Consider the following 17,828-nt stretch of genomic DNA (forward strand, 5'->3'; position numbering starts at 1 on the left):
CATGCAACGACCCATCCTCATCTCCGTCGGCACCCGTCCTGAAATCATCAAGATGGCGCCCGTCCACAGCGAACTGCGCCGCCGCGGCCTGCCCGTGGCCTGGGTCCACACCGGCCAGCACCGCGAGATGGCGCAGCCGCTCTACGAGTTCTTCGGCATCGCGCCGGAGCACGAGGTCACGCTGGAGCGCCGCAACGGCCAGCTCTCGCACCTGAACGCGCTGCTGCTGGAGGGCCTGTCCACCGTGTTCGAGCAGGTGCAGCCACGCGCCGTGCTGGTCCACGGCGACACCACCAGCACGCTGGCCTCGGCACAGGCCGCGTTCTACCAGGGCGTGCCGATCGGCCATGTCGAAGCCGGCCTGCGCACCTTCAACCACCGCGAGCCCTTCCCCGAAGAGATGAACCGCGAGCTGACCGCGCGCCTGGCGCACTGGCATTTCGCGCCGACCGCCAAGGCCGCGATCAACCTGCGCAACGAAGGCGTGCGCCCGCCCGGCATCCACACCGTCGGCAACACCGCCGTCGATGCTGCGCTGGCCGGCACGGTGCGCGTGGAATCCCTGCTCGCCGACGGCCACGCCGTGCTGCCGCCCGAGCTGGACGGGCTGCGCGAAGGTCTGGCGCACCGCCAGTGGCGCCTGGTCACCGTCACCGCCCACCGCCGCGAGAACTGGGGTGAAGGCATCGAGAACATCGCCCGCGCCGTGGCAGACCTGCTGGACGCACACCCGGATCTGGCCGTGGTCTGGCCGGTGCACGGCAACCCGGCCGTGAGCGACGCGGTGCAGGCCGCGCTGGGCGAGAAGGCCCGCCGCCTGGAAGGCCGGCTGACGCTGTGTGCGCCGCTGGAGTACCCGGCGCTGCTCTGGTGCCTGCACCACAGCGTGCTGGCGCTGACCGACTCGGGCGGCATCCAGGAGGAAGGCGCGGCGCTGTCCTGCCCGGTGCTGGTGCTGCGCAACACGACGGAGCGGCCCGAGCTGATCGATGCCGGCGCTGGCGTCATCGTCGGCACCGACCGCCAGCGCATCGTGCAGACCGTGTCGCACCTGCTGCGGGACGCCACGGCGCTGCAGCGCATGCGCGACGCCGTCAATCCGTTCGGCAACGGCACCACGGCGCAGCAGATCGCCGATGTGCTGCAGCACGACCTGGGGATCTGAGATGCGTGCGGCCACCCTGACCCTGCTGCTCGCGCCCCTGCTGTGCAGCGCCGCCCAGGCCGACGAGGCGCCCCCTGTCCGCCGCGGCCAGATCGAAGTCGGCCGACAGGACAGCCGGCACAGCGCCGGCCTGCCCGGCGGCCGGGCAACCCACCTGCGTGGCAACTGGGCGCTCGGCCAGGACACGGTCCTCAACGCCGAGCTGCTGTCCGAGCGGAAGTTCGACGCCAGCGGGGGCGTGGCCGCTGTCGGTGCCACCCGGAACCTCGACCAGGACTGGTTCGCCAGCGCCACGCTGAGCCGCGGCTGGGGCGGCCCGAACTGGGCACGCCACCGCATCGACGCGTCCGTCTCGCGCAAGTGGGGCGCATCGCGGCAGTTCGTCACCACGCTGGGCGGCTACCGGGCCAACTTCGACGCCGGCCGCAGTGACCGGGGCCTGCGCGTCTCGGCCAACTACTACCTCAACCACTTCGTCGTCTTCGAGGGCGGCGCCACCTTCAACACCAGCCACCCCGGCCAGGTGCGCTCGCAGATGCCCTACCTGGCGGTGACGCTGGGCACGCCAGGGCTGCAGTTCCTCAGCCTGCGCGCCAGCCGCGGCAGCGAGGCCTACCAGAGCGTCGGCACGGGTGCGCAGCTGGTCGATTTCGACAGCCAGTCGCTCAGCCTCGACTGGCGCTACTGGCTGGCGCCGGACTGGGGCATGACCGTCCACGCCGAGCGCTATCTGAACCCGAGCTACAGCCGCACCACGGTCGGCGGTGGCCTGTTCCTGCAGTTGTGACCCCACGGAGTGCCCTTGTCCATGTTCCGCAGATCCGCCCGCCCCGCCCGGCCTGACTTCCAGCATTCGGTGGTCCACGCCGTGCTGGGCGAACTCACCCCGCGCGGCGCCCGCGGCGGTCGGGTGCAGATGCACCGCTCGATCTGGGGCCTGCACCTGCCGCCGAACCGGCTGGCCGGGTCCGTGCTGCTGGCCCTCGCGCTGACGGCGGTCATGGTGCTGCTGCGCGAGTCGATCGCCACGCTGTGGTCGACCGAGCTGCTCTGGTGGCTGACCCGCCTGGAACTGTCCGGGCGCTTCACGGCCGTGGCGGAGCACGGCCACCTGCCCTTCCAGATCGCTACCCCGGTGGTCACGCTGTTCGTCAGCGCGCCGCAGACCACGACGCTGATGTTCAACGCCATCGGCGTGGTGGCGGTGTGGTGGCTGGCGGGGATGCTGCCCGACGTGGCGCGCCCCGGCTGCTACCTGCTGCGCTTCGCCGCGATCATCCACGGCGCCGCGGTGCTGTTCTTCTGGATCTGGCCGGCGAGCTTTCCGCACTCGGTCAACGAGCATGTCGGCAATGGCCTGCAGCAGTGCTGGGCGCTGATGCTGCTGGCGCCGTGGATCCACCTCTGCACCTATTACCTGTTCGCCGTGACCTGGGGACAGCGGATCGCGCTGACCGCGCTGACCTGGGCCTACCTCTTCCTGCTCGCGCCGCTGCTGCTGGCCCTGCACGCCCTGGTGCTGCACGCCTGGGGACTGCTCGCCATGCCGCTGCTGCACCTCCTGTTCGGCGTGATGGTGGCCATCATCGGTTTCGTGGCGATCTATGGCTGGGCCATGAGCTGGGCCAACGCACGCCTGCAATCCACGCCCATCCCCTGAAAGCCCATGCTGCCCATGTCCGCCATCCTGACCTCCCTGCAGTTCCTGCGGCATCTGCCGTGGCGCCTGACCGCTGCAGTTGCAGCGGCCACCTTCGTGCTGGCTCCGGCCGGTGCACAGGTCAGTGCCAGCACGCCCCCGATGGACAGCCTGTGTCCGCCGGGGGCGCTGGTGGACGCGGCGTTCCGCGACGCCGCCGTGCTGACCATGCGGCAGCTGGTCGTGCGGGCACCGAACCAGCCCAGCCATGGCGCCGTGCGCCGGGCGCTGGCCCCTGCCCACCTCGATGCCCAGAAGCGCCCCTGGTACCACATCGCCGCCTACGAGGGCAACCTCGGCCTGATCGGCGCGCTGCGGGTCGATCCCAGCCTGCGCACCGAGGCCGCGGACTGGCTGCGCTGGCAGGTGCGCCACCTGCCGCTGCGCGGGCTCGACCAGGGTGTGCTCTACGACCGCTGGGTACTCGCCGACGGCTCGCAGGAGACGATGTGCCCGCCGGACATCGACGCCCGCCACTGCAAGCAGATCGACGCCACCGACAGCACGATTGCCTCCGTCTTCCTGATGGCCAAGGCCTATCTGGACAACGGCGGTGACGCCGCCCTGCTGCGCGAACCGGCCGTGCGCCTCGCGCTGGAGCGGGCGGCCACCGCGCTGGTCCGGCTGCAGCAGGCCAACGGGCTGAGCTGGGCCAAGCGCAGCCACCCGGTGGCCTACCTGATGGACACCGTGGAAGTGGCCGCCGGCTGGCGGGCGCTGGCCTCGGTACAGGAGCGGGTCTGGGCCCAGCCCCAGGCGGCGCAGACCAGCCGCGACCGCGCCCAGCGGGCCAGCAGCGGCGTCGAACAACAGCTCTGGGACGCCGGTGCGGGTCTGTGGCGGGTCAGTCTGGACGCGGCCTCGCCGCAGACCTCCCACTGGTATCCCGACACGATGGCGCAGGCCTGGCCGCTGCTCTGGAGCTCGGCCAGCCAGCCCGCCGGCTACACCGCGTCCCGCAACGCCTGGCCCCGCGCCGCCGCCCAGTGGCGCACCAACGACAACGCGTGGCAGACCCGCAACGTCGATCCGGCCGGCTTCTGGTGGCCGGCCGCGGCGGTGGCGGCGCATTGCGTCGGCGACACCGCCGCGGCCGTGGACTGGGTGGCGCGTGCCCGCGCCGCCTGGCTCAAGCCCCAGGCGCCCTTCGCCTGGCCGTTCCAGGTCAGTGACCTGCTCTGGCTGCTGTGGCTGGCCGAACCCGGCCCGCCGCAGGCCCCGCTGCCGACCCCGAACTGATCCCGTTCCCCCAAAAAACCACCCTCAGGAGCCCCGAATGAACACCCCCCCGCAACCAAAGCGCCGAACACTCACCACCCTGACCGCCTCGCTGCTGCTGGGCCTCGGCCTGCTCGCACCGGTCGCCCACGCGGCGGTGGTGCGCGACACGCTGGTGATGCTGGTGCCGGACACCGCCAATCTGGCCGACTGGCCGGTCAAGGTCTGGACCGACACGGCTGCCGAGGAAGGCATCCGGCTGAAGACGATGACCGACACGCAGTTCCTGGCGCTCGGGACCGGTGCCGCGACACAGATCGCCGGCCTGATCCTGCCCGACAGCGCCCACCAGCAGGCCAGCGACGCCGTCGTGGCCGCGGTGACGCAGTACGCCAACCTCGGTGGCAAGCTGATGCTGGTCTATGACGCCGGTGCGCTGACCGCCAGCGGGGTCTATGCCGCAGGCAAGTCGCGCTTCTCGGCCCTGGCCGGCGTGGATTACACGCTCTACGACACGCTGCTCGACCGCATGGTCGGCTTCGGCCCGGTCGTCAGCGATGCAACGACGCTCGACACCCTGCGCCTGCCGCCGGGCAAGTCCATGACCTGGACCGCGCCGACCACCCTGGCCCGCACCGCCAGCGCCAGCACCCAGTTCGTGCAGACCAGCACGGTCGACCCCGTGGGCACCAAGGGCATGCGGGCCTTCATCGAAGCCCGGGCCCTCAAGCGCATCGACGAAAGCTCGCGCAACGTGCGCAACGTGCAGACCACGTCCACCCAGGCGCTGCGCGACCTGCTCGGCCTGAACAGCCTGCCGTCCACCGGCAGCGTCAAGCTGGCACCCAAGGTCACGAACACGACCACGGTCAGCACGACCACCAGCACCACGGCCGCCCGCACCACCACGGCCACCACCACCGCGGTCACGGCCCTCGCCACCGCGCCGCTCAAGGCCATCAGCGGCTACGGCTACGGCTACCTCGACTACTTCAGTTTCGTGACGCAGGGCACCTACGCCGGCACGCCCTACCTGACCTCGCCCGACCATGGCCTGGTCGCCGGCAGCCGCCCGGTGGGCAGCGGCAACGTGCTGTTCGTGAACCTGCCGCTCGGCTACTTCAAGGCCATCGGCACCGACAGCGCCCCGCTGCACGGGTTCCTCGGCCTGTTCGCGCGCCAGCACGTGCAGATGCCGACCATGTCGGTGCAGCCCAAGGGCGTGGGCGGGCTGGTCTACAACTGGCACGTCGACGACGGCGACGACCTGACCACCGACATGAAGGCCCTGCTCGACACGACCACCGTGCTCCGGCGGGGACCTTTCTCGATCCACTTCACGGCCGGCCCCGACACCGTGACGCTCGGTGACGGGCAAGGCATGCACCTGGACAGCCAGGCCACCTCGCAGACGCAGTTCAAGCGCATCAAGTCACTGGCGGTCGGTCATGAACTGGCCTCGCACGGCGGCTGGAACCACGACCTCTACGGCCTGGGCGCCACCGAGACCAACCAGGCCATTTACCAGCCCTGGCTGGAGCTGAATTTCGCGGCGGTCGAGCGCCAGTACGGCAAGAAGACCACCGAATACTCGGCGCCGCAGGGCAACAACCCGACCTGGGCCGTCAACTGGCTGGAGAACCGCGGTGTCAACAGCATGTACTTCGTCGGCGACACCGGCGCCGGAGCGGTCCGTTCCTGGCGGGCCGGCAACCGGCTGACGAAATCGCTGTGGAGCTTCCCGCTGACGCCGTTCGAGAAGTACGGCACCTTCGAGGAGTTCGAGGACTTCGGCATCTCCGACACCACCTCCGGGCAGTGGCTGCTCGACCTGCAGACCTTCGTGGTCAACAAGCGCACCAACCGCATGTTCTACAACCACCCGCCCGGCGCGCGCGGCCACCTGCCGGCCATCACGCCGCTACTGACCAAGGCGGACACGCTGCAGGCCGCCGGCAAGTTCCGCTGGTACACGATGACGCAGCTCGCCCAGTTCAGCGAGCGCCGGCTGGCCACCACCTGGAACGCGGCCAGCAACCTCGGCATCGCGACGTTCACGGTCACCCACCCGAGCTCGCTGACCGACATGACCTGGCTGCTGCCCAAGACGCGCTACGCCGCGCCGCGCATCACCGCCGGCACGGGCACCGTCACCACCACGGACGCCACCGACTGGATCGTCACGGCCACCCGCGGCACATCGCTCAAGTTCACCGCCGCGGAGCGCTGAGCCCCCGCATCCACCACCACGACATGACGCAGGAGCCCACATGAACCGACATCCCTTGCAACGCCTCGCCGGCGCGCTGGTGCTGGCTGGCCTGACCGCCCTCGCCACCAGCGCACACGCCGCGCCCATCAAGGACAGCCTCGTGCTGCTCGTGCCCGACAACGCCGATCTGGCGAGCTGGCAGGTCAAGGTCTGGACCGACACCGCGCAGGAAGAAGGCTATCGCCTGCAGACGATGACCGACGCGCAGTTCCTCGCGCTGGGCACCACGTCGGCGGCCAACATCGCCGGCCTGGTCGTGCCGGACAGCGCCCACATCCAGGCCAGCGACGCGGTGGTCGCCGCCGTCAAGCAGTACGCCAACCTCGGCGGCAAGCTGATGCTGGTCTATGACGCCGGCGCGCTGACCGACAGCACCGTCTACGCGCCGGTCAAGTCGCGTTTCTCGGACCTGGTGGGCGTGGACTACGTGATGTACGAGGCCCTGCGCGACCGCGTGGTCGGCTTCGGTCCGGTGGTGGGCACGCGGGCGCGGCTGGACAGCCTGTCGCTGCCACCGGGCAAGTACACGCCCTGGGGCACGGTGACCAGCGTGGCCGGCACCGCCGCCGCGGCCACCTTCGTGCCGGCCTCCCCCGCGGACGCCGGCGGCTCGAAACACATGCGCCCGGCCATCGAAGAGCGGGCCAGGCGTGGCGTCGATGAAGGCTCGGCCAACGTGCGCCGACTGCGCGACCAGACCCTGCGCAACCTGCTGGGTCTGGCCAGCAACCCGGTCGCTGTCACGGGCACCCCGGTGACGATCACGTCCAGGGTGTCGACCGCCTCGCCCGCCATCACGCAGCACCTCGGCGACAACGTGCTGAACGTCACCACGCTGATCCGAACCCTGCTGCAGGGCACCAGCACCGTGAACGTCACCGGCACCACGTCCGCCACCGACAAGCAGCTCAACGCGATCAGCGGCTACGGCTACGGGCCGATCGACTACTTCAGCTACATCACGCAGGGCACCTTCCCCGGTCAGGTCTACCTTTCGTCGCCCGACCACGGGCTGGTGGCCGGCGTGCGCCCGACGGGCAGCGGCAAGGTGATGTTCGTCAACCTGCCGCTGGGCTACTTCAAGGCCATCGGCACCGACAGCGCCCCGCTGCACGGCTTCATGAACCTGTTCGCCACCGAGCAGGTCGGGCTGCCGAAGATGTCGATGCAGCCGCGCGGCAAGGGCGGGCTGATCTACAACTGGCACGTCGACGACGGCGACGACCTGCTGACCGACGTGAAGACGCTGCTCGACACCACCTCGGTGCTCAAGCGCGGGCCGTTCTCGATCCACTTCACGGCTGGCCACGACGTCGTCACCCTCGGCGACAACAACGGCATGTTCCTCGACACCAACGCGAAGTCGCAGGACCTCGTGCGGCGCCTGGGCAACCTGGGCGCCTGGGCGGGCAAGCTGCCGGTGCAGCACGAACTGGGCTCGCATGGCGGCTGGAACCACGACCTCTACGGCCTCGGCGCCAACGAGACCAACCAGGCCACCTACCTGCCCTGGCTGGAGCTGAACTTCGCGGCCATCGAGCGCACCACCGGCAAGAAGATCCGCGAGTACTCGGCCCCCGTCGGCAACAACCCGACCTGGGCGGTGAACTGGCTGGAGAACCGCGGCGTCAACAGCATGTACTTCGTGGGCGACACGGGCGCGCCGGGCGTGCGCTCGTGGCGCGCGGGCAACCGGCTGTCGAAGGCGCTGTGGAGCTACCCGATCGTGCCGCTGGGCAAGTACGCCACCTTCGAGGAGTTCGACCTGTTCGGCATCTCGGACGCCACCTCGGGCCAGTGGCTGATCGACCTGCAGGACTTCGTCATCAACCACCGCACCAACCGGCTGTTCTACAACCACCCGCCGGGCGCCCGCGGCCACCTGCCGGCGCTGCAGCCGATGCTGGCACGTGCCGATCTGCTGCAGCTGTTCGGACAGTTCAAGTGGTACACCATGGGCCAGATGGCGGCGTTCTCGCAGCAGCGCTTGGCCACCACCTGGAGTGCGACCACCGCCAGCGGCCTGACCACCTTCAACGCCAGCCATCCGACGTCGCTGAAGGACCAGACCTGGGTGCTGCCCCGCAGCAAGTTCGGCACGCCGTTCGTGACCTCGGGCAGCGCCACGGTCACGGCCGACAGCAACGAGTGGGTCATCGCGGCCAACGGGGGCACGCAGTTGCGTTTCGTCACCGCGCCACGCTGACCCGGGCATCCGGCCTGTCATCTCGGGTGGTGCAGCCCGCGTTACGGGCTGGCCGCCAGGGAATCAGGCCATTCAGGCTGCTTCAGGTACCGGGCGGATTTCTGCCGCAGAATCGCGGCGACGGGCTGTTCGACAGCTTGTGGACTGTTCGCTCCGGAGGTTGATCATGTGGAAACGTCTCGCAGTGGTGTGGACCCTCGTCAAGGTCGATGCACGGGTACTCTGGTACGCGCTGCAGCACCCGCAGTCACCACGCTGGCTCAAGGCTGGCGCCATCGGCATGGTGGCGTACCTGCTCTCGCCCATCGACCTGATCCCGGACGTGCTGCCGGTGCTCGGCGTGGTCGATGATCTGGTGCTGATCCCGCTGGCCATGCGCTGGCTGCTCGGACGTCTGCCCACGGCGATCCGGGACGATGCCGAACGCCGCGCCCGTGGCGAATCGGTCGACACACCCGGCAAAGGTCGCCCGACCTCGGTGCGCATCTTCAAGTGAATCGCCCCGTGCATGGCGTACGATCCGGACCATGAACCTGATCGATTTCGAGCTCCGCGGCGAGTTCATTCCCCTTGATGCCCTGCTGAAAGCCACCGCTGTCGCGCACAGCGGTGGCGCCGCCAAGACCTTGGTGGCCGATGGTCACGTTCTGGTCGATGGCCAGCCCGAATCGCGCAAGACCTGCAAGATTCGCGCGGGACAGGTGGTCACGGTCGAGATGGCGCATACACGCATCCGGGTCCACGCACCTGCGCTCTGAACCCGGATCCTTGATGCCGGTCAACCCGCCGGAACTTTCTGGCAGCAGAGCAGTCTCACTCCGCATGGTCAACGGGCGCTCCTGCCCTTCCATGTCCACCCTAGAGGAAATGATGAACCGATTCTGGCGTACCGCGGTGTGCGTGCTTGCCCTGAGCACGGCCCTGGCTCCCGCACTGTCCGAGGCCAAGCGCCTGGGCGGTGGCGGCTCTTCCGGCATGCAGCGCAGCCTGCCGTCCAAGAGCACGCCCACCCAGAACGCACCGGCTCAGACTCCGCAACAGGCTGCGCCTACCGCCCCGATGGCTGGCGCGGCAGCCACGGGTGCGGCTGCGGCTGGCAAGCGTTCCTGGATGGGTCCTCTCGCAGGTCTGGCAGCGGGCCTCGGCATCGCGGCACTGATGAGCCATCTCGGTCTGGGAGAAGCCTTCGGCAATTTCCTGATGGTTGCGCTGCTGGTCATGGCGGCACTGGCGGCCTTCGCATGGTTCAAGCGCCGCTCGACCGGCGCTGGCCAGCGTCCGGCACTGGCAGGTGCTTCTGCCGGCGCGGGGACGGGCGGTGGCTTCGGAACCTCGGCAGCACAGGCTGGAGGTGTCACCGAGCGATCGGCGCACAGCGTGAGCTGGCCCGGCGCGGTCGGCGCAGGGGCTGCCGGCAGTGCTGCGGCAAGCTTTTCCCAGGCGGGTCCGGCCCCCGCCGCCGCGCATCTGCCGCCTGATTTCGATCGTCCGGGTTTCGAGCGCATCGCCCGCATGATCTTCATCCGCATGCAGGCGGCCAACGACCGCGCCGACCTGAATGATCTGCGCGAGTTCACGACGCCCGAGATGTTCGCGAGCATCCGCACCGATCTGCAGGACCGCGGCAGCAGCAAGCAGGAAACCGACGTGGTCGAAGTGCACGCCGAGATCCTCGACTTCGACCGCGAAGCGCAGCGCGACGTGGTCAGCGTGCGCTACACCGGGCTGATCCGCGAGGATGCCGGTGCGCAGGCGGCGCCGTTCGATGAAGTGTGGCACCTGATCCAGCCGAGTGACCGCAGCCGCAACTGGGCCATCGCGGGCATCCAGCAAGCCAGCTGAGCCACGGCCGGACCAGACCTCGGGCGCACTCAGGCGATCATGACCCTGTTGCGCCCGAGGTGCTTGGCCCGGTAGAGCAGATCGTCTGCCGTGCCGTAGAGCAATTCCACGGTGGTGTCCAGATCCTCCAGTTGCATCGAGCCAATGGCCACCACCCCGGCCGAGACGGTGATCTGCAGGGGCAGCCCGTTCCGCCCGGGCATCAACAGCGCCGCGATGGTCTGCCGCAGGTCCTCGGCCAGTTCGAGCGCACCGGCCCGGTCCGTCAGCGGCAGCCCGATGCAGAATTCCTCCCCGCCCATCCGGCCGAACACGTCCGACGCCCGCAAGCGCAGGCGCACCGCCTCGGAAAATCGCCGCAGCACCAGGTCACCGACCAGATGGCCGTGTTCGTCGTTCACCCGCTTGAAGTGGTCCAGATCGAGCAGCACCAGGGCCATCGGTGTCCGCTCGCGCCGGCAGCGGTCCAGCAGGTGCTCCAGCATCGACCGGGCCGTCGCCCGGTTGTAGCAACCCGTCAGCTCGTCGTGCGAGGCGAGTTGTTCCATCTGCCGCTGCGTGCGCTCGAAGTTGGCCAGCAGAAAGCCGAAGCTGACTCCGATCAATGCCAGAAATGCCGTCAGGAGCGTCAGGCCTTGCGTCCATCCGGGTTGCATCAGATCCACATAGCGACCCGGTTCCATCAGGGCATGTGCACCGCGTGCCGTCAGCGCGGCACAGCACACGCCCAACATGACGGAGAGGGTCCGCAAGGACGGTTCAAGTTTCCATGCATTTCGCCACAGGACATGGAGAGTGGGAACCAGCAGCAACGCGAACCAGAAGCTGGCCGCTGCCGCATAGTAGGCGTAGGACGTTGTGTGCAGAGCCGTCCAGGCCATCAGAAGCAGTCCGCTGCCAAAGAGGATCCAGGTGGCACGCGGCAGGTTCCGCTGGCAGACGAACTGGTGCAGCGCCTGGCCATACACCGTGAGCCCCATCGCCATCAGACCGTTGCCGAGCAGAATCGCAGGACCCAGCGGAATCCAGCGTCGCAGCGGAATGGCCAACAAGCCCAAGAGCAGCAGCAAGCTGCCGTAGGCCCAGGTGCGCAACTCGGGTCTGTCGGCCATGAGCGAGCGACGCGCCAGAAACAGATCCAGCACAAGCATGGCGTAGCCAGTCACCAAGGCGATCAGGACAGTCGGCAAATGGATGATGGTCACACTGCATTGGCCGACAAGCTGCTGTGGTGCCGCGTTGCCCCCCGCCCCGCGTGTCTCCTGCATGCCTTGTGGCCGTCGCGCAGTATCCATCAGCCTGAACTGAAAATATCTCCATGGCACCCTTGACATCTTCCGATGCGTTTTCCGCCACGCCATCCTTGCCTTTGTCACGCCTCGACGGTGAGTTGCTGACCATGTTGTGCGCCCGCAGCACGGCCGCACTCGGGACGCTGACGGACAGCGGGGAGGTCTCCCTGTCGATGGTTCCCTACGCCATCGACACAGCCAGCGGCACCTTCGTGATCCTGATCAGCGGACTCGCCGCACACACCCGGCAACTCCAGGCCCATCCGCGCGCCAGCCTGCTGGTCTGCGACAGCGAGGACCAGGCCGACAACGTGCACGCCCTCGCCAGAGTCAGCCTCGACGTGGAGGCAGACTGGCCGATCGTGGATTCCGAAGACGCCCAGGCCGCGTCGGCTACCTATCTGGCCCGGCATCCGGCAGCGGAACTACTCACGCAGTTGCCCGACTTCCGCTGGGTGCGCCTGCGTCCTCTTCAGGCCCGGCACGTGGCCGGCTTCGGCGCCGCACGCACCCTGGATCAGTCGCGTCTATCTGCATTGATCCAAAATAACCCAGACCAAAGAAGGTGGATTTAATTCCGGAATTCCTTCACAGTTGTGCCGTGCAATTTCGCACTTAGCGACTGAGGACTTCCGCGATGGACATGAACGCGATCCAGAATTTCCTGAGCACGACCGCTCTGGACCTGGGCATCAAGATCCTGGCAGCGATTGCCTTCTGGATCGTGGGCCGTTGGCTGATCGGCAAGGTGGTGGGCTTGATCCAGGCGGGCATGAACCGCAACTCGATCGACCCGACGCTGACCAAGTACCTCGGCTCGATCATCACGATCGCCCTGAACATCACCCTGGTGCTCGGCATCCTGGGCTACTTCGGCATCCAGACCACGTCGTTCGCCGCGATGCTGGCGGGTGCAGGTGTGGCGATCGGTGCGGCCTGGAGCGGCATGCTCGGCAACTTCGCCGCCGGCGCCTTCATGCTGGTGCTGCGCCCGTTCAAGGTCGGTGACTTCGTGAGTATCGGTGGCATGACCGGCACCATCCACGAACTCGGCCTGTTCGCCACCACGATCATCACGCCGGACAACGTCATGACCCTGGTCGGCAACGGCAAGGTCTTCGGTGACACGGTGCAGAACTTCTCGGCGCTGCCGTCGCGCCGCGTCGAACGCACCGCCCAGTTGGCCCAGGGGGTCGATCCGCTGGATGCCATCGCGCGCCTGAAGGTGGCGGTCGCCAGGATCCCGAACGTGGTCGCCAGCCCGGCGCCGGAAGTCAACCTGCTCGACTTCAAGCTCGAAGGCCCGGTGATCTCGGTGCGCCCGTACACGCACACCGACAACTACTGGCAGGTCTACTTCGACACCAACGAAGCCATCATCAAGGTCTGCCAGGAAGCCGGCTGGCCGGTGCCTGCCGCCTACCACAAGGTGGTTCAGGGCTGATCAGATCCTGCTGCGGCCAGCTGGCTGGCCATCTGCCGCAGCAGCAGACGTGCCGTGCTCACATTCGTGGCGCACGGCACGTCGTGCACATCGCTGGCCCGCACCAGTGCATTGATGTCCGGCTCGTGCGGCTGTGGCGTCATCGGGTCACGCAGGAAAATCACCACGTCGATCTGTCCTACCGCAAGCCGCGCCCCGATCTGCAGGTCGCCGCCCATCGGGCCGCTCAGCAGACATTCCACGTCCAGGCCTACCTCCGCCTGCAGGCGCGAGCCGGTCGTTCCGGTGGCGCACAAGGTGCACTGGCCCAGCAGCTCGCGGAACTCCCGGGCCAACAGCACCATCTCGTTCTTCTTGCTGTCGTGGGCAATCAACGCAACTCGGCGGTGGTTGGGGTGCATGGCAGGACCGTCCTTGCTCAATGAGGCATCTCGATGACCGATCGTAGCCAGCGGCGGTTACACCACGGACTCATTCTGTGTTCATTTTGATGATGCGGCGCAACATCAACCCCGGGAATACGCTACAATCGCAGCTGCTGTCTCTGACGCAACTGCCGCGACGTCTTCATCGACCTTCGCATGGCAGCAACGACAACAGGCACAGCTGTTTCGTTCATCCCCTCTGACCTTCCTCTTTCCCCTCATCCCTCCGGCATTCGAATCCTGATGTTGTTCAGGATCTTGTTTGCGGGGCTGCAGGCGCGGTCGGCGGCGATGCTGTTCGACCCGGGCGGGCTATTTCTCCACCCCTTTGAAGCTTGCGAGCGTGGCGCGTTGACGGATGACGCCCCATGGACGCTGGCCCGCCATTGCGCTTGTCGCACGTATTGTGCTGACAGCGCTAGCCTGAACGGCGCCCATCGACGGTGCCAGATGAGAACCCATGAGCTTTGATACCCTTGGCCTGAACGAAGTCCTGCTGAAGTCCCTGACCGATTCCGGTTACGAGACCCCGACCGAAGTCCAGGCACGCACCATTCCCGCCGCCCTCGCCGGCTCCGATCTGCGCGTGTGCTCCAACACCGGCAGCGGCAAGACAGCTGCATTCGTCCTGCCCGCCCTGGAGCGTGTGCTCGCCGCCCGTGCCGACGCCGCTGCACGCGGCGTCAAGGGCTTCCAGCCGAACAAGGGCCCCCGCGTCCTGATCCTGACCCCCACGCGTGAACTCGCGCTGCAAGTCTCGAAGGCCGCGATGACCTACGGCCGCCACGTGCAAGGTCTGCGCGTCGCCACCGTCGTCGGTGGTGTTCCTTACGGCGCCCAGCTCGCGGCACTGCGTGGTCAGCTCGACCTGCTGATCGCCACCCCGGGCCGCCTGATCGACCACCTCGACAGCGGCAAGGCCATCCTGGGCCAGGTCGAGCTGCTGGTGCTGGACGAAGCCGACCGCATGCTGGACATGGGCTTCATCGAGGACATCGAGCGCATCGCCGAATCGCTGCCCGCCGAGCGTCAGACCGTCATGGTCAGCGCCACCTTCGCAGGTCAGGTGGGCCGTCTGGCCGACCAGATCCTCAAGGACGACGCCCAGCGCATCGAGGTTGCCAACCACACCGACAACCACGCCAGCATCGAGCAGCAGCTCCTGTGGGCCGACAGCCTGGACCACAAGTCCGCGCTGCTGGAGCACATCCTGACCGACAAGGACATGCAGCAGGCAGTGATCTTCACCAGCACGCAGCGTGACGCCGATGACCTGGCCGCCCGCCTGTACGACCTGGGCCACGCCGTCGCACCGCTGCACGGTGGCATGCCGCAAGGCCGCCGCACCCGCACGCTGATGGCCCTGCGCCGTGGCGAGCTGCGCATCCTGGTGGCCACCGACGTCGCTGCCCGCGGCATCGACGTGCCGACCATCAGCCACGTCATCAACTACGGTCTGCCGATGAAGGCCGAGGACTACGTGCACCGCATCGGCCGTACCGGCCGCGCCGGCCGCACCGGTCGCGCCATCACGCTGGCCGAGCGCCGTGACGTGTCGATGATCCGCCGCATCCAGCAGTTCACGACCCGTGCCATCCCGATCGGCATCATCGAAGGTCTGGAGCCGACCCGTCCGGCGCCGGAAATGAACCCGAACCGTGGCCCGATGCGTGAAGGTGGTCGTCCGCCGTTCCGTGGTGCCCCGGGCCGTGGTGCTCCTGGCGGTGGCTACCGTGGTGCGAACCCCGGCTATGGCGCTCCGCGCCACGACGGTCCGCGTCCGGACAGCCGGTTCGACGGCCCGCGTGGTGGCGACGCCCCGCGTTTCGACAACGACCGTGGTGCTCCGCGCAGCGCGCCCCGTTTCGACAGCGACCGTGGCGCCCCGCGCAGTGGCTTCGGTGCGGGCCGCCCGGCCATGCGTCCGCGCAGCAACGGTCCGCGCTGAGCGCTGATCGAATCCCGGCGGGGCAAACCGCCAGGACATGAAAAAACCGGCCAGTGATGGCCGGTTTTTTTTCACCTGCAATGCGACGGGACTCAGTGCCTGCGCCACTCGCCGCCGCGCTGCTCCCAGCCGCGCTGGCCACGTTCCCAGCGTCGTGGCTCCCAGCGCTGCCCCTGGCGCTGCGGCTCCCAGTGCCCGGGCATCCAGACATGGCGCCCGCCGGACCAGTTCCAGAACCCCTCGATCCAGAGATAGCCAACAGCCGGTGGGGGGCCTGGTCGTTCGATGCGCACCGGCGGCGGCTCGACCACGACAACGCCGCCATCCCCATGGCCTCGCTGATGCGGATAGGGCGCCACCACGCAGCCGGCCAGCCCGGTGCCGAACACCAGCATCGTCACGGCCAGCGCACGTCGCACCGGGAAAGTCACCTTGGTCGTTGTCATGGCGGTCAAAGCGCGCAACGGCGCCCTTGTGGTCGAACAGACCAGTTCAACGAGCCAGCACGGGCCTGCGCTGACGGAAGTCCCCTTCAGCGTGGAAACTGGCGGCGCACGAAGGCCCAGATCAGCGCGGAAGCGTCCGGCCCGGTCGGATCGCTGAAGGGCAGCGACTTGGCAGCGCCGCTCCATGCATGGCCCATGCCCGTCACCAGCGCCAGCGTCACCACCGTCTGCCGCCCCACGCGGTAGTCGGTGATGCGCATCGCCCGTCGCTCGCCGCGCTGCACCGTGCGCTCCGCGGTCGCACGCGCATCGAGCGCTGCAGCCCAGAGCGCGGCGGCGTCCACACCATTGTTCGTCGACACGACAAAGTCCATCGTTCCGTGCAGCACCAGCAGCGGCGGCCAGTGCGCGGCACTGGCACCCAGCGCATCCGGCGTCCCATGTCCGAACATCGCGCGCATGGCCGACAGCGACGAATCGGCCGATCCCGGTGGCACACCCGAGTGCATCGCCACCGCGACGAACCGGTCTGGCGCCCGGGCGACCAGCAGCGCGGCCATGCTGGCGCCCGCCGACAAGCCCGCCACCGCCACCCGCGTGCCATCGATCGGATGCAGGCGCAGCACCTGGTCCAGCGCCAGCAGCAGCGTGGCGGCTTCGGCATCGGCCAGGTGGGAGCGGGTGCCATACCAGTTCCAGCAGCCCTGGGGATTCGCCAGCCGGTCCTGCTCCGGATAGAGCACCGCGAAGCCCTGTTTCGCCGCGAGGCGGTTCATGCGCGTCAGCGCAGCGAAGCCCTCGGCGTCCTGGTTGCAGCCGTGCAGCATCACCAGCAGCGGCACCGCTGCACCGGCACGCAGGCCCGGCGGCAGGTAGAGCCGGTAGCGCCTCGCGCCCGCCGGACCGAACACGAGCCCCGTCGACCAGTCGCCGGTCCGGGGCGGTGCGTGGGCCTTGGCATGGGCCCTGGTTTGCTGCCCGATCTGCTGGACCGCCTGCCGGACGCCCTGCTTCACGGCCTTGTTCACTGCACGCTGCACCATCTTGCCAGCGGCGGTGGTCAATCGCTGGGTCGAGGCCAGCAACGGGGACAGCTTGACGCGGCGGCGCGCCATGCCTCAGGCACCCTGGGCGCGGATGGGGTCCAGTGTCACTCTGACACCGCCCTCCGTCACCTTGAGCGCACCGGGACGCAGGCCCTGCCGGGCGGCCTGGTCGATAGCGGCACGGTCGACCGTGTGCACGACCGCCCCCTCCAGCAATTCCTCGGCGAGCAGTCCGCCCCAGCGGTTCACGTTCGACGCCAGCAGGCTCGGCAGGCCGTCGATCGACAGGTTCTCGCGGCGGACCCGGTCGAGCCGGACCGTCGCGTCGCCCGCATCGAAGCGCAGCCCGCTGCTGAACATGAGATGGCCCTTGAATGCGCGCGACGTGAGCAGGCGCTCCTGCACGCCAAGGTCGAAGCCCAGCATCAGCCGGTCCTCGGCCGGCAGCAGCTTCAGCCGAGGCGACGCCAGCCGCACGTCGAAGACCTCCAGCACCCGCCGGTTGGCGGGAAAACGTTCGGACAGCGCCGCGAGGATCTGCCGCTCGCTCAGCGTGAACTCGCGCGGACCGCTGGTGGCGCAGCCCGTCCAGCCGGCGGACAGGCCCAGCAGGGCCAGTGCCGCTCCGCCCCGCAGGCAACGGCGGCGGTCGCTCCTGGCCAGCGCGCCAACAGGGCAATCGATCGGTTCAACAGGCATCTATGCACTCCCAGGACAGATCGTCCGGCGCATTCTAGTCAGGCCAGCCTGCGCTGCGGCCGATCCTGATTGACCCGGATCACCGGGACGGACTACATTACTGACCGGTTAGTCACTTAACGCACC

At 68.5% G+C, this 17,828-nt stretch carries 17 protein-coding genes; 12 read left to right on the forward strand and 5 right to left on the reverse strand.

The window, feature by feature from the left end; translation table 11 throughout:
- Position 1 precedes the first annotated feature (1 nt).
- The 9 genes from wecB to BDD16_RS00350 all read left to right on the forward strand — a co-directional run bounded on the left by wecB (position 2) and on the right by BDD16_RS00350 (position 10,402).
- Positions 2-1,165 (forward strand): non-hydrolyzing UDP-N-acetylglucosamine 2-epimerase, encoded by a 1,164-nt coding sequence (gene wecB, locus BDD16_RS00310; protein WP_179631990.1) that lies wholly within the window; start codon positions 2-4, stop codon positions 1,163-1,165.
- Between the two features lies 1 nt (position 1,166).
- The gene (locus BDD16_RS00315) at positions 1,167-1,952 is read left to right on the forward strand and encodes a YaiO family outer membrane beta-barrel protein (RefSeq protein WP_179631991.1); all 786 of its coding nucleotides are present in this window, start codon (positions 1,167-1,169) and stop codon (positions 1,950-1,952) included.
- 21 nt (positions 1,953-1,973) lie between these two features.
- Positions 1,974-2,825 carry a hypothetical protein gene (locus tag BDD16_RS00320; protein WP_179631993.1) on the forward strand — a complete coding sequence of 284 codons (852 nt, stop codon included), beginning with the start codon at positions 1,974-1,976 and terminating at the stop codon, positions 2,823-2,825.
- 6 nt (positions 2,826-2,831) lie between these two features.
- Positions 2,832-4,103 (forward strand): hypothetical protein, encoded by a 1,272-nt coding sequence (locus tag BDD16_RS00325; RefSeq protein ID WP_179631995.1) that lies wholly within the window; start codon positions 2,832-2,834, stop codon positions 4,101-4,103.
- Between the two features lie 37 nt (positions 4,104-4,140).
- Positions 4,141-6,312 carry a polysaccharide deacetylase family protein gene (locus tag BDD16_RS00330; protein WP_179631997.1) on the forward strand — a complete coding sequence of 724 codons (2,172 nt, stop codon included), beginning with the start codon at positions 4,141-4,143 and terminating at the stop codon, positions 6,310-6,312.
- 40 nt (positions 6,313-6,352) lie between these two features.
- Positions 6,353-8,560 carry a polysaccharide deacetylase family protein gene (locus BDD16_RS00335; protein ID WP_179631999.1) on the forward strand — a complete coding sequence of 736 codons (2,208 nt, stop codon included), beginning with the start codon at positions 6,353-6,355 and terminating at the stop codon, positions 8,558-8,560.
- Between the two features lie 166 nt (positions 8,561-8,726).
- Positions 8,727-9,056 carry a YkvA family protein gene (locus BDD16_RS00340; RefSeq protein WP_179632001.1) on the forward strand — a complete coding sequence of 110 codons (330 nt, stop codon included), beginning with the start codon at positions 8,727-8,729 and terminating at the stop codon, positions 9,054-9,056.
- A 31-nt stretch (positions 9,057-9,087) separates the two neighbouring features.
- Positions 9,088-9,318 (forward strand): RNA-binding S4 domain-containing protein, encoded by a 231-nt coding sequence (locus tag BDD16_RS00345; RefSeq protein ID WP_179632003.1) that lies wholly within the window; start codon positions 9,088-9,090, stop codon positions 9,316-9,318.
- 112 nt (positions 9,319-9,430) lie between these two features.
- Positions 9,431-10,402: a Tim44 domain-containing protein gene (locus BDD16_RS00350; RefSeq protein WP_179632005.1), complete on the forward strand. Its 972-nt coding sequence runs from the start codon at positions 9,431-9,433 to the stop codon at positions 10,400-10,402.
- A 29-nt stretch (positions 10,403-10,431) separates the two neighbouring features.
- On the opposite strand, the gene BDD16_RS00355 is transcribed toward BDD16_RS00350, so the two are convergent.
- Positions 10,432-11,670, reverse strand: coding sequence for a GGDEF domain-containing protein (locus BDD16_RS00355; protein WP_179632006.1), 1,239 nt, complete (start codon positions 11,668-11,670; stop codon positions 10,432-10,434).
- A gap of 50 nt (positions 11,671-11,720) precedes the next feature.
- Here BDD16_RS00355 and BDD16_RS00360 point away from each other — a divergent pair, with 50 nt between their 5' ends.
- On the forward strand, positions 11,721-12,269 hold the full coding sequence (locus BDD16_RS00360; RefSeq protein ID WP_179632008.1) for a HugZ family pyridoxamine 5'-phosphate oxidase: 549 nt from the start codon (positions 11,721-11,723) through the stop codon (positions 12,267-12,269).
- 62 nt (positions 12,270-12,331) lie between these two features.
- Positions 12,332-13,138, forward strand: coding sequence for a mechanosensitive ion channel family protein (locus tag BDD16_RS00365; protein WP_179632010.1), 807 nt, complete (start codon positions 12,332-12,334; stop codon positions 13,136-13,138).
- Here the strand turns inward: BDD16_RS00365 and BDD16_RS00370 are convergent.
- Positions 13,129-13,539 (reverse strand): methylglyoxal synthase, encoded by a 411-nt coding sequence (locus tag BDD16_RS00370; RefSeq protein WP_179632012.1) that lies wholly within the window; start codon positions 13,537-13,539, stop codon positions 13,129-13,131. The genes BDD16_RS00365 and BDD16_RS00370 overlap by 10 nt on opposite strands.
- Before the next feature lie 484 nt (positions 13,540-14,023).
- On the opposite strand from BDD16_RS00370, the gene BDD16_RS00375 reads away from it, so the two are divergent.
- Entirely contained in the window at positions 14,024-15,511 is a 1,488-nt protein-coding gene (locus BDD16_RS00375; protein ID WP_179632014.1) for a DEAD/DEAH box helicase, read from the forward strand.
- A 92-nt stretch (positions 15,512-15,603) separates the two neighbouring features.
- On the opposite strand, the gene BDD16_RS00380 is transcribed toward BDD16_RS00375, so the two are convergent.
- From BDD16_RS00380 to BDD16_RS00390, 3 genes are all read right to left on the reverse strand, one after another.
- Positions 15,604-15,957, reverse strand: coding sequence for a YXWGXW repeat-containing protein (locus tag BDD16_RS00380; RefSeq protein WP_179632016.1), 354 nt, complete (start codon positions 15,955-15,957; stop codon positions 15,604-15,606).
- An 86-nt stretch (positions 15,958-16,043) separates the two neighbouring features.
- Entirely contained in the window at positions 16,044-17,072 is a 1,029-nt protein-coding gene (locus tag BDD16_RS00385; RefSeq protein WP_179632018.1) for an extracellular catalytic domain type 1 short-chain-length polyhydroxyalkanoate depolymerase, read from the reverse strand.
- Between the two features lie 3 nt (positions 17,073-17,075).
- The gene (locus tag BDD16_RS00390; protein WP_179632020.1) at positions 17,076-17,702 is read right to left on the reverse strand and encodes a YceB family lipoprotein; all 627 of its coding nucleotides are present in this window, start codon (positions 17,700-17,702) and stop codon (positions 17,076-17,078) included.
- Positions 17,703-17,828: the final 126 nt, after the last annotated feature.

The organism is Sphaerotilus montanus, assembly GCF_013410775.1.
Lineage (GTDB): Bacteria > Pseudomonadota > Gammaproteobacteria > Burkholderiales > Burkholderiaceae_C > Sphaerotilus > Sphaerotilus montanus.

Coding starts and splice junctions, on each gene's coding strand:
- wecB (WP_179631990.1), top strand. CDS start 2: ATGCAACGACCCATCCTCATCTCCGTCGGCACCCGTCCTGAAATCATC.
- BDD16_RS00315 (WP_179631991.1), top strand. CDS start 1,167: ATGCGTGCGGCCACCCTGACCCTGCTGCTCGCGCCCCTGCTGTGCAGC.
- BDD16_RS00320 (WP_179631993.1), top strand. CDS start 1,974: ATGTTCCGCAGATCCGCCCGCCCCGCCCGGCCTGACTTCCAGCATTCG.
- BDD16_RS00325 (WP_179631995.1), top strand. CDS start 2,832: ATGCTGCCCATGTCCGCCATCCTGACCTCCCTGCAGTTCCTGCGGCAT.
- BDD16_RS00330 (WP_179631997.1), top strand. CDS start 4,141: ATGAACACCCCCCCGCAACCAAAGCGCCGAACACTCACCACCCTGACC.
- BDD16_RS00335 (WP_179631999.1), top strand. CDS start 6,353: ATGAACCGACATCCCTTGCAACGCCTCGCCGGCGCGCTGGTGCTGGCT.
- BDD16_RS00340 (WP_179632001.1), top strand. CDS start 8,727: ATGTGGAAACGTCTCGCAGTGGTGTGGACCCTCGTCAAGGTCGATGCA.
- BDD16_RS00345 (WP_179632003.1), top strand. CDS start 9,088: ATGAACCTGATCGATTTCGAGCTCCGCGGCGAGTTCATTCCCCTTGAT.
- BDD16_RS00350 (WP_179632005.1), top strand. CDS start 9,431: ATGAACCGATTCTGGCGTACCGCGGTGTGCGTGCTTGCCCTGAGCACG.
- BDD16_RS00355 (WP_179632006.1), bottom strand. CDS start 11,670: ATGCAGGAGACACGCGGGGCGGGGGGCAACGCGGCACCACAGCAGCTT.
- BDD16_RS00360 (WP_179632008.1), top strand. CDS start 11,721: ATGGCACCCTTGACATCTTCCGATGCGTTTTCCGCCACGCCATCCTTG.
- BDD16_RS00365 (WP_179632010.1), top strand. CDS start 12,332: ATGGACATGAACGCGATCCAGAATTTCCTGAGCACGACCGCTCTGGAC.
- BDD16_RS00370 (WP_179632012.1), bottom strand. CDS start 13,539: ATGCACCCCAACCACCGCCGAGTTGCGTTGATTGCCCACGACAGCAAG.
- BDD16_RS00375 (WP_179632014.1), top strand. CDS start 14,024: ATGAGCTTTGATACCCTTGGCCTGAACGAAGTCCTGCTGAAGTCCCTG.
- BDD16_RS00380 (WP_179632016.1), bottom strand. CDS start 15,957: ATGACAACGACCAAGGTGACTTTCCCGGTGCGACGTGCGCTGGCCGTG.
- BDD16_RS00385 (WP_179632018.1), bottom strand. CDS start 17,072: ATGGCGCGCCGCCGCGTCAAGCTGTCCCCGTTGCTGGCCTCGACCCAG.
- BDD16_RS00390 (WP_179632020.1), bottom strand. CDS start 17,702: ATGCCTGTTGAACCGATCGATTGCCCTGTTGGCGCGCTGGCCAGGAGC.